5 protein-coding genes are annotated in these 10725 nt (G+C 72.2%); all 5 read left to right on the top strand.

Going from position 1 to position 10725, the window contains the following annotated elements; all coding sequences use genetic code 11:
* The coding region (locus ACFFNX_RS30460) for an FHA domain-containing protein (RefSeq protein WP_378209315.1) at positions 1-623 on the top strand (623 nt) is incomplete at its 5' end.
* 11 nt (positions 624-634) lie between these two features.
* The gene (locus ACFFNX_RS30465; protein WP_378209316.1) at positions 635-2056 is read left to right on the top strand and encodes a GlnX family signal transduction membrane protein; all 1422 of its coding nucleotides are present in this window, start codon (positions 635-637) and stop codon (positions 2054-2056) included.
* Between the two features lie 12 nt (positions 2057-2068).
* Positions 2069-2884 carry a glutamate ABC transporter substrate-binding protein gene (locus ACFFNX_RS30470; RefSeq protein ID WP_378209317.1) on the top strand — a complete coding sequence of 272 codons (816 nt, stop codon included), beginning with the start codon at positions 2069-2071 and terminating at the stop codon, positions 2882-2884.
* 200 nt (positions 2885-3084) lie between these two features.
* Positions 3085-6252 carry a TIM-barrel domain-containing protein gene (locus ACFFNX_RS30475; protein WP_378209318.1) on the top strand — a complete coding sequence of 1056 codons (3168 nt, stop codon included), beginning with the start codon at positions 3085-3087 and terminating at the stop codon, positions 6250-6252.
* Between the two features lie 90 nt (positions 6253-6342).
* Complete coding sequence (locus ACFFNX_RS30480) at positions 6343-10653, top strand: PDDEXK-like endonuclease domain-containing protein (RefSeq protein ID WP_378209319.1); 4311 nt, start codon at positions 6343-6345, stop codon at positions 10651-10653.
* The last annotated feature ends 72 nt before the right edge of the window (positions 10654-10725 follow it).

Here is a 10725-nt window from a genome sequence, read left to right on the forward strand (position 1 = left end):
GCGAGCCGTGCCCGGACTGCGCGGCGCCCCGTACGGGCCGGTTCTGCGAGGGCTGCGGGTACGACTTCGCGATCGGGGCCGGGCGCTCGGACGCGACGGGCCCGGTGCGCACCGGGCCCTCGCCCGTCCCGGAGTCGTCGGCGCCCTCGGTGCCGTCGGTGCCGTCGGACGAAGAGGAGACCGGCAAGTGGGGCGCGAGCGGGTCCGGCGCCTCGAAGCCGGCCGCGTGGACGGCGATCGTCGTCGCCGACCGTGACTACTACGACGCGGTGCTGCGGCAGAACGAGGCGAACGGCGCCTTCACCTTCCCGCCGTACTGTCCCGAGCGCCGGATCCCGCTGGACCGGCCCCAGGTGCGCATCGGACGGCGGAGCGTCTCCCAGGGCACCGTCCCGGAGATCGACCTGAGCGAGCCGCCGGAGGACCCGGGCGCGTCGCACACGCACGCGGTCCTGCTCTCCCGGCCGGACGGCACGGTGTCCCTCGTCGACCCGGGCTCCACCAACGGCACGACCGTCAACGGCTCGGAGGAGCCGATCCCCATCAACGTCGAGGTGACGATGCGCGACGGCGATCGCATCCACGTCGGCGTCTGGACGACCATCACGCTGCGGAAGGGCTGAGGCCCGTGACCATGACAGAAGCTCCGCCGTCCCGGCCGCCGGCGCGCCTGGCCGGCGTGACCCGGGTCGTACGGATCCGGACACTGCCCGGACGGATCCGGGGGCTCGCGTTCCTGGCCATCCTGGCCGTCGCCGCGGTGTTCACGGTGGCGGCACTCGCCGTCCAGGACGCCCGCGACGGCCTCAAGGTCATCGGCCACGACGCCGGCCCGCAGGTGGTCGCCACCGGGGACCTCTACTACGCGCTCAGCGACATGGACGCCCAGCTCGCCGCCGTCCTCCTGATGGGCCGCGAGCAGAACCTCGGCGCGGGCCGGGCCAAGGCCCTGCAGGTGTACGACCAGCGGCGCTCCGAGGCGCACCGGGCCCTGCTCCAGGGCTCCAACCTGGCGAGCGGCGACCCGGCCGAGCAGCAGACCGCGCGGTCGATCCTCGACGCGCTGGGCCGGTACGAGCAGCTCGCCGGCCAGGCGCTGCAACTCGACCAGCAGCAGCCCCACGCGGCCGGGCCGCCGAGCACGCAGGTCCGCGCGCTGTACCGGCAGGCCACCGAACTGATGAAGCTCGACGTGCTGCCCAAGGCGTACAACCTCACGCTCGACAACGGCACGACGGTGCGGCGCACCTACGAGTCCAAGCACGCGGCGGTGCTGGACGGGATCGCCTGGGTGGTGATCACCGGCCTCGTGCTCATCGCGATCCTCGTCGGGCTCCAGATGTACCTGACCCGCCGCTTCCGCCGGGTCGTCAACCCGGTGCTCGCGCTGGCGACACTGGCCTCGCTGGTGCTCGTCGCGGCCACCGTCGGCCTGCTCACGAGCGAGGCGAACCACCTGAGCAAGGCCAAGAACGACGGCTTCGACTCGGTGCTGTCGCTGTCGCGGGCGCGGGCGATCAGCAACAACGCCGACGCCGACGAGACGAGATACCTGCTCGACCCGGATCAGGCGGACACGTACGAACAGGTCTACCTGGACAAGTCGCAGGAGATCCTCTCCGTCACGGCCGGCAACCTGCGCCAGTACTACCAGCAGGTCGACGCGCGGATCGCGGCCCACAGCGGCTTCACGGGCTTCCTCGGCCTGGAGTCGCAGCACGTCACGCTGCCGGGCCAGCGGGCCGCCGTCGACCGGACCCTCCAGGGGTACGAGACGGTCCAGCACGACGACTCACGCCTGCGCACGCTGGCCACCACCGCGGGAGGACGCCACGAGGCGATCGTCCTGCGCATGGACACCGCCTCGCGTGACTTCGCCACGTACGACCAGTCGCTCGTGGCGCTCACCGCGATCCACCAGAAGGCGTTCACGAGCGCCATCCGCGACGGCGACCACGGCCTGAGCGGCTGGAGCGTCGGCCTGCCCGCCGCCGCGGTCGTCATCGCGATCCTCGTCCTGGTCGGCGTACGCCCGCGGCTGTCCGAGTTCCGGTAAGGGGAGCGAGTCATGCGAGTAGGTCGAATCGGCGCCGCGCTGGCGTTGCTCCTCACCGTGGCCGCGTGCGGCACCGGCGGCGGCACGTCCGTCGCGGACAAGGACACCCTGGTGATCGGCGTCTCGAAGGACCAGCCGGGCCTGGGCCTGCGTCAGGCCGACGGCACCTTCCAGGGCTTCGACATCGACGTGGCGCGCTACATCGCCGCGCACATGGAGAAGAAGCCGAAGAAGGTCGACTTCAGGGTCGTGCAGTACTCCCAGCGGGAGAGCTCGATCCAGGAGGGCAAGGTCGACCTCGTCATCTCCAGTTACTCGATCACCCCCGAGCGGAAGACCAAGGTGGGCTTTGCCGGGCCGTACTACGTCGCCCACCAGGACACCCTGGTCCGCGCGAGCGACACCGGCATCAAGAACGTCCGCGACCTGGCCGGCCGGCGCCTGTGCGCGGTCACCGGGTCGGTGTCCTGGCAACGCGTCACGGTCGAACGCGGCGTGCCGGCCCGCGTGGTCAAGGCGGCGACGTACGGCGACTGCATGACCAAGCTCACCGACGACAGCCTCGACGCCATCTCCACCGACGACCTGATCCTCGCCGGATTCGCCGCCCAGAAGGGCCAGTCGGTGCGGTTCGTCAACGCGCCCATCTCCGACGAGCGGTACGGCGTCGGCATCCGCCAGGACGACATCACGGGCTGCGAGGACATCAACAAGGCGATCACGGAGATGTACCTGGACGGGACGGCGACCGAGCTCCTGCGGCGATGGTTCGGCACGACGGGCCTGCACCTGACGACCACGGTGCCGCAGTTCGAGGGCTGCGGCTGATCACCTGAGAAGACGGGGAGCACGGGCACGGCCGACGGCGGACCTGGCCGATCCCGGCGCGTTGCAACCTCTTGATCTTTGTCCGATCGCGTGTCATTTTGCGTCTGCACCGGGTGATTGATCACCTGTTGCGCGGTCAGTTCAACATTTTCGAACACCGGAGGCGTTGGATGATGGCGGCTCGCCGGCGGGTTGGACGAGTGTGGCGGCCCCGGCCGCTGCGCACGAAGGTGGTCGCGCTGGGCGCCGTGCTGGCCGGCGTGCTCGCCCTCGCGGTGGCGCCACCCGCCGGCGCCTCGCCCGGCCGCGGGGCACAGCACCGGGCGGTCCGTTCGGGCGACGCGCGGTTCGAGGTCCTCTCCCCCACGCTGATCCGGATGGAGTACGCGGGCGAGGGCAGGTTCACCGACGCCACGACGTTCAACGCGATCGGCCGGGACGACTTCGCGAACACGTCCTTCACGCACAAGGTGAAGGACGGCCGGCTGACCATCGCCACCGACCGGCTGACCCTGCGGTACAAGGTCGGTTCCGGGCCGTTCACCGCCCAGAACGTGTCGGTGAGCCTCCGCACCGGAGTGACCGCGCACCCCTCCTGGCCGGCGCCGGCCGGCTGCGCCGTCGGCGCGCTGTGCGAGGCGGAGAGGACCACCCTCGCGGGCGGCGTGAGCGTCGCCTCGGACCACACCGGGTTCACCGGCACCGGGTTCGCCGCCGGCTTCCAGAGCGTGGGCGCCTCGCTCACCTACCGGCTCGACGTGCCCTCCGCCGGCACGTACGACCTGCGGCTCCGCTACGCCAACAGCGTCGGCGGCGACGGCGGGAACACGACCCGGACGCTGAGCGCGGCCGTCGACGGCGGCGACGCGGCGACGCTCACGCTGCCGACGACCGCCGACTGGAACACCTGGGCGTTCGCCTCGCTGTCGCTGTCGCTGTCCGCCGGCCGGCACACGCTGGTGGTCTCCCGGCGCGCGGACGACTCCGGGAACGTGAACATCGACAGCCTCGCCGTCACCCCGCCCGGCACGCCGTACCCGTCGCCGTCCGCCACGGCGACCCCCTGCGACTACGGCACCGTCTGCGAGGCCGAGGACGGTGCGCTCACCGGAGGGGCCAAGGTCGGCGCCGACCACAACGGCTACGCCGGCAGCGGCTTCGTCGCCGGTCTGGAGCAGGCCGGCGCCACGGACGGCGTGGCGCTGCGGAACGTGCCCGCCGACGGCCGGTACGCGTTGCAGGTCCGGTACGCGAACGCGAGCGGCTCGGCGCGTACGGTCTCCGTCGCGGTGAACGGCGGGGCGGCCACCTCCACCGTCCTGCCGGTGACCGCCGACTGGGACAGCTGGTCGACGGCCACGATCCCGGTCACGCTGACCAAGGGCTCCGACACCGTCGCGATCGGCTGCCCCTCCGCCGACAGCTGCCACGTCAACCTCGACACCGTCGCCGTCACCTCCGCCACGTCGTCGGTGCTGCCGGCCCACAGCCCGCTGGGCGGGTACCGGCGCGGCCTCGACGGCGTCAACGGCAGCGCGGTCACCACACCGGGCCTGCTGTACCGCGACGGCTGGAACCTGCTCGACGACACCGCGTCGGCGCTGTACGACCCGGCGACGCGCGCCGTACACCAGCGGCCCGGCCAGAAGACGTACCAGGACTCGTACCTGTTCGGGTACGGGCAGGACTACAAGAGCGGCCTGGCCGACCTGGCGACGCTGACCGGCCCGCCGAACCTGCTGCCGCGGTGGGCGTACGGCGTGTGGTTCTCCGAGTACCACGACTTCACCGCCGCCGACTACGAGAACACCGTGCTGCCTCGTTTCCGCTCCGAGGGGGTGCCGCTGGACGTCCTGGTCACCGACACGGACTACAAGGCGCCCTCCACCTGGGATGGCTGGGAGATGGACCCGGAGAAGTTCCCCGACCCGGCGGCCTTCTTCGCCTGGGCCGCGGCCCAGGGGCTGCACAACACGCTGAACATCCACCCGAGCATCGCCAGCGACGACGCGCAGTACGCGAAGGCCCAGGCCACGGCCGGCGGGAAGCTGGCCGCGAGCGGCTGCTCGGCCGCCCAGGGTCAGACCTGCCACGTGTTCGACTGGGGCGACCCGGACCAGCTCAAGGCGTACCTCGACCTGCACCAGACGATGGAGAGGCAGGGAGCGGACTTCTGGTGGCTGGACTGGTGCTGCGAGGACTCCTACTCATCGCTCGCGGGCGTCACCCCGGACGCGTGGATCAACCAGCAGTACGCCGATGACACGGCCAAGAACGTGGGCCGGGGCTTCGCCTTCTCCCGTGCGTTCGGCTCGTTGCAGGCCGGCGGCTACAGCGGCCAGGCGGGGGTGCCGACGGGCCCGTGGGCGGACAAGCGGACGACGGTGCACTTCACCGGCGACACGACGTCGAGCTGGGACACGCTGCGCTTCGAGGTGGGCTACACACCGGGCGAGTCGGCGGCCACGGGCCTGTCGGCGGTCAGCCACGACATCGGCGGCTTCAACGGCCCGTCCCACCTCGCCGATGACCTGTACGTACGGTGGGTGCAGCTGGGCGCGTTCCAGCCGATCCTGCGGTTGCACGGCAACCACAGCGACCGACTGCCGTGGCAGTACGGCGACCAGGCGCGCACCGCGGCGGAGAGGTTCCTGAACCTCCGCGAGGACCTGGTGCCGTACACGTACACGCTGGCCCACGAGGCCGCGGTCTCCGGGGTGCCGGTGGTGCGTGCGACGTACGTGGAGTACCCGGACCAGCCGGGCGCCTACGACGCGGCGTCGCGCGAGTACTTCTACGGCTCGGACGTCCTGGTCGCACCGGCGACGTCGGCGGGAACGTCGACGACGACGCCGGTGTGGTTCCCCCCGGGCCGGTGGACGGACTACTTCACCGGCAAGACGTACACGGGCCCGTCCACGCAGAACGTGACGAGCGACTGGAACACGATGCCGGTGTTCGTCAAGGCGGGCGGCATCGTCCCGACGCGTACGGACAACGTGACGAACGACGTGCAGAACCCGCTGGACAAGGTGACGCTGACGGTGTCGACCGGCGCCGACGGCACGTACTCGCTGTACGAGGACGACGGCCGGTCCGCGTCCCCGAAGGCGGCGACGACCAAGGTGCGCTACACGGAGAAGAGCCACACGCTGCGGATCGGAGCGGCGAAGGGCTCGTTCGGCGGCCAGGTCGCCGATCGCCGGTGGACCGCCGTCTTCACCGGCGCGAACGCCCCGGCGGCCGTACGCGTCGACGGCGCCGCGGCGCCGGCCGGAAGCTGGCGGTACGATCCGGACCGCCGCACGCTGACCGTGACCGTCCCGGCCCGGTCGATCCGAAGCGCCGCGACCATCGACTACCGCTGAAAGTGATCCGGGAAGGCCGCCGCAACGTCACATCTGTCGGGGGTCATCGTCACGATGGCGGTGGGCGGTGCGACGAACGGGGGACGGCTGATGACGGACGGCGTCGACGCTCGCGACCGGATCACGCATCTGTACGACTACCTGAGCGCGCTCGCACAGGAGGTGTACGCCAAGCCCGTCCGCCATGTCGGTGACTACGACCTGGCGGTCGCACCCGCGGATGTCGGGACGCACCCGTCCGTACGGCTGGCTCCCGCGGCAGGCGAGGCGTGGCTCCGGGTCGCCAAGACGCCGAAGCCGGCGCCCCCGGCGCTGCCGGGCCCGCTGGCGCCGTTTCTCGGCGAGACGGTCATCGACGACCCGGACACGCCACCTCGGCTGGACCCGCCGGCCGATGATCCCGACGGGCCGAGCCGCGTCGAGGACGCGTTCGCCGCCTGGATGACCGACGTCTGGGAGCCGTGGGCGCTGCGGGCCCGGCCGGCGGTCCTCGCGCGGCGCCTCTACGACACGCTGTTCCGGCTGCGGCAGCAGTTGCGGACGAACGAGGCGACGCACGAGCTGGTGTGGGGCCACGGGCCGCTCGGGTGGCGTGTCGGCGGTCACCGCGTCTGTCACCCGATGCTGGTGAGCGAGGTCCGGATCGTCTTCGACGACGAGTCCGGCGACCTGTCGATCGTCCCCGACGGCCTCCCCGCTCTCGAACTCGACTGCCTGCAGGGCCTCGGGGTGGCCGACCTGGGCCGCCTCGGGCGGATCGGTGAACGGCTGCGCGAGGAGCCGGTGGACGTCTGGTCGGGTGAGGAGACGATCCCGCTCTACCGCCGGCTCGTGGCGCCTCTGGGCCTGGACGCCAGGCTCGTCGACGGCCCGGACCTGCCCGAGGTGACCGACGCTCCCACGATCGCGGACACGTGGCGGGTGGTCGTCCGCAGGCGCCGCGTCATGTTCCTTCGCTTCTTCGAGCAGATGAGACGGGCGGTGGAGAACGGCCAGGCGCTCCCGGCCCCGATGGTGGCGCTCACCGCCGGAGAGGACGCGGCCCAGCGGATCCCCGACGCCGGCTCCGGCTCCGGCGAGTGGCAGCAGGTCGCGGACCGGCTCCTGATGCCGCTGCCGGCCAACGACGAGCAGGAGCAGATCGCCCGCAAGCTCGCCACGCACAGCGGCGTCACCGTGCAGGGCCCGCCCGGCACGGGCAAGAGCCACACCATCGCCAACCTCGTGTCGCACCTGGTCGCCCACGGCAAGCGCGTGCTGGTGACCGCACACAAGGACCAGGCGCTCGCGGTGCTCCGCGACAAGATCCCCACTGAGCTGCGCGACCTGTCGCTCGCCGTGCTCGGGTCCTCGTCCGCGCACCTCACCGAGTTGCAGCGGTCGGTACAGGCCATCACCGCGGCCGCCGACGGAGTCGACGAGGCGCGCGAGGCCGCCGCAGTGGCGGCGCTCCGCACGCGGCTCGATGAGGTCGAGGCCGGGGTGCTGCGGCTGCGCAAGCGGCTGCGCGGCGGCCTCGAGCGCGAACAGGCCGTCTTCGAGGTCGCCGGCCTCGCGCGCCGCGCCCGGCTCGTCGCCGACTGGCTGGCCCGGCATCACGCCGCCCTGGGCCGCATCCCGGACGCTCTCCCGCCCGGCGTGAGCGGCCCGCTGACGGTCCCCGAGCTCACCGAGCTGTTCACACTGGCCCACCGGATCGGCGCCGACGACGCGATCGCGTGCACGGCCGACCTGCCGCGCCCGGCCGAGCTTCCGTCCGGAACGGCGCTGGCGCGCGAGCACGACGAGTTGAGCCGCCTCGGCGCGCTTCTCGCCGACTACCGCGACTACGCCACCGACCTCGCGCGGATCGACGCCATGGGCGACGCCGAGCTGGAGCGCCTGGCCGACGACACCGGTCGGGCGGCCGCCTTCCTGTCCGGACTCCAGGACGACTGGCTGGCGCGCCTGCGCGGCCAGGTGGCCCAGAACCGGCAGTGGCTGGACCTCTGGGCGAGTCACACCGAACGCCTGCGGCGCGAGTCCCACGAGTGCGCCCGGCTGCGCACGATGATCGCGGGTGCGCGGATCGGCCTCCCCGCGGACGTCTCCTCCCGCGAGACGCTGGCCCTGCTGGACCAGCTGCGCCGGCGGTACGCCGAGAACAAGAAGGTCTCCTCGCTCGCGAACCGCGCTCTCGCCCAGTTCCTCAAGACGGTCGCCATCGACGACGCCCCGCCGCAGACGGTCGCGGACGTCGACCGGATCATCGCCTACGTCCGGCTGGGCGTGATCCGCGAGAGCCTGGCCCGGCTCTGGACCGATGAGTTCGTCGCGGCCCTGTCGGCCCCGGCCGCTCCCCCGGTGACCGCCATCGAGACCTGGATCGACGAGCGCACCGCGCAGGTCGGCGACGCCCTGGCGTGGGAGACCCGCGGCTGGCCCGAGCTGCGTGCCCGCCTCACGCACGTCGTGTCCGCCGACGCCGTTCCCCCACGGCCGTCGCCCGATGGGTTGCACCGGCTCGCCCACGTACTCGGTGGCCTGCGCGCCCGGCACCGGCAGCAGGCGCTGCGAAGCGAGCTGGCCCGGTTCGGCGAGTTCCTGTCGGCCGCCCGCACCCGCCCGGCGGCGAGCCCGCTGTGGGGCGAGCTGCTGGACGCCCTCCTCGCCACGGACTGGGCCCGATGGGACTCCGCGCTGGAGACCGCCGCACGCCTCACCGCCCTCCACCCGGAGGTCGTGCGCCTCACCGCACTGCACGACCGGCTCGCCACCGCGACGCCCCGCTGGGCACAGCGCATCCGCGCGACCGGCGGTGACGTCGGCGAGTGCGGCGATCCTGCGCAGCTCGACCTGCTCTGGCAGTGGCGGCAGGCCGAGACCTGGCTGTCCCAGATCATCGACGCCGACGACCTGACCGAAGTACAGCGACGGCTCGACTCCGCCCAGGACGAACAGCGCCGCCTCACCCTCGATCTGACCCGCCGCTCGGCCTGGCTCGCGATGAAACGCAACCTGGGCCACACGCAGCGCCAGGCCCTCGTCGGCTGGCTGCAGACGCTTCGCAAGATCGGCAAGGGCACGGGCGCGGGAGCGGGCAAGTGGCGCGCCGAGGCCCAGCGGCTCATGCCCGAGGCGATGGGCGCCGTACCGGTGTGGATCATGCCGTACTACCGCGTGGTGGAGTCGTTCGATCCCGCCGCCGCGCCGCTGTTCGACGTGGTGATCGTGGACGAGAGCAGCCAGTGCGACACGTTCGCCCTGGGCCTGCTCGGCCTCGGCCACAAGCTCGTGGTCGTCGGCGACGACAAGCAGATCAGCCCGTCGGCGATCGGCACGGGCCGCAGCCGGGTCGACGAACTCATCCGCACCCACCTGCGCGACTTCCCCAACGCGCTGCTTCTCGACCTGGAGTCGAGCCTGTACGACGCCTCGGCCCGGCTCTTCCCCGGAGTCGTACGGCTGCGCGAGCACTTCCGCTGCCTGCCGCAGATCATCGAGTTCTCCTCCCAGCACTACTACGGCGGCGAGATCCAGCCGCTCCGCGAGGAGACCGCCGACCGCCTGCCCGGCCCCATCGTCCGCGCCGTCCACGTGCCCGACGGCGTACGCCAGGACCTGAACATCGGCAACGTCAACGAGGCCGAGGCGGACGCCCTGGTCGACGCACTGGTGCAGTGCTGCGCCGACCCGGCGTACGAGGGCCGGAGCATGGGCGTCATCTCCCTGCTCGGCACCAGCCGCCAGGCCCAGCTCATCGACGAGCGCCTGCTGCACAAGCTCGGCCCGGAGGAGTACGAGCGCCGCCGGCTCCGGTGCGGCGACGCGTACAGCTTCCAGGGCGACGAACGCGACGTCGTCTTCATCAGCGTCGTCGCCGACGACAACCGCGGCGCGTTCACCTCACGCACGTACGAGCAGCGGATCAACGTCGCGGCGAGCCGCGCCCGCGACCAGATGTGGGTGTTCCACAGCGTCCGCCCCGACCAGCTGGGCCCCGACGACCAGCGCGCCCACCTGATCCGCTACGCCGTCGACGGGCAGCGCTCCCCCGACGTCGCCCGCGACCTGGAGGCACGCTGCGAGTCCGACTTCGAACGCCGGGTGCTGCGCATGCTGCTGAGCCGCGGTTACCTCGTCACCCCGCAACACCGCGTCGGCAACCTCCGCATCGACCTGGTCGTCCGCGGCGGCGGCCGCAAACTCGCCGTCGAGTGCGACGGCGACAAGTTCCACGGTCCCGACCAGTGGGAGGACGACCTGCGCCGCCAGAACGTCCTCGAACGCCTCGGCTGGCGCTTCTGGCGCGTCCGCGGCAGCGGTTTCTACCGCGACCCCGAGGCCGCCATGGCCGGCCTGTGGCCGCTCCTCGACGAGCTCGGCATCCACCCTCCGGCCGAGACCGACAGCGACCGCTAGGTGTACTGTCCCGTGAGGTTGGGGATGCGGCTGGCGGGTGGTCGGCCTCCCAGCGCGGTGTGTGTGCGGTGG

Origin of the sequence: Actinoallomurus acaciae (genome assembly GCF_042429965.1) — a bacterium.
Taxonomy (GTDB): domain Bacteria; phylum Actinomycetota; class Actinomycetes; order Streptosporangiales; family Streptosporangiaceae; genus Actinoallomurus; species Actinoallomurus acaciae.

What these genes read in the sequence shown, in the direction of transcription:
- ACFFNX_RS30465 (WP_378209316.1), top strand. Translation starts at nt 635, where the DNA reads ATGACAGAAGCTCCGCCGTCCCGGCCGCCGGCGCGCCTGGCCGGCGTG.
- ACFFNX_RS30480 (WP_378209319.1), top strand. Translation starts at nt 6,343, where the DNA reads ATGACGGACGGCGTCGACGCTCGCGACCGGATCACGCATCTGTACGAC.
- ACFFNX_RS30470 (WP_378209317.1), top strand. Translation starts at nt 2,069, where the DNA reads ATGCGAGTAGGTCGAATCGGCGCCGCGCTGGCGTTGCTCCTCACCGTG.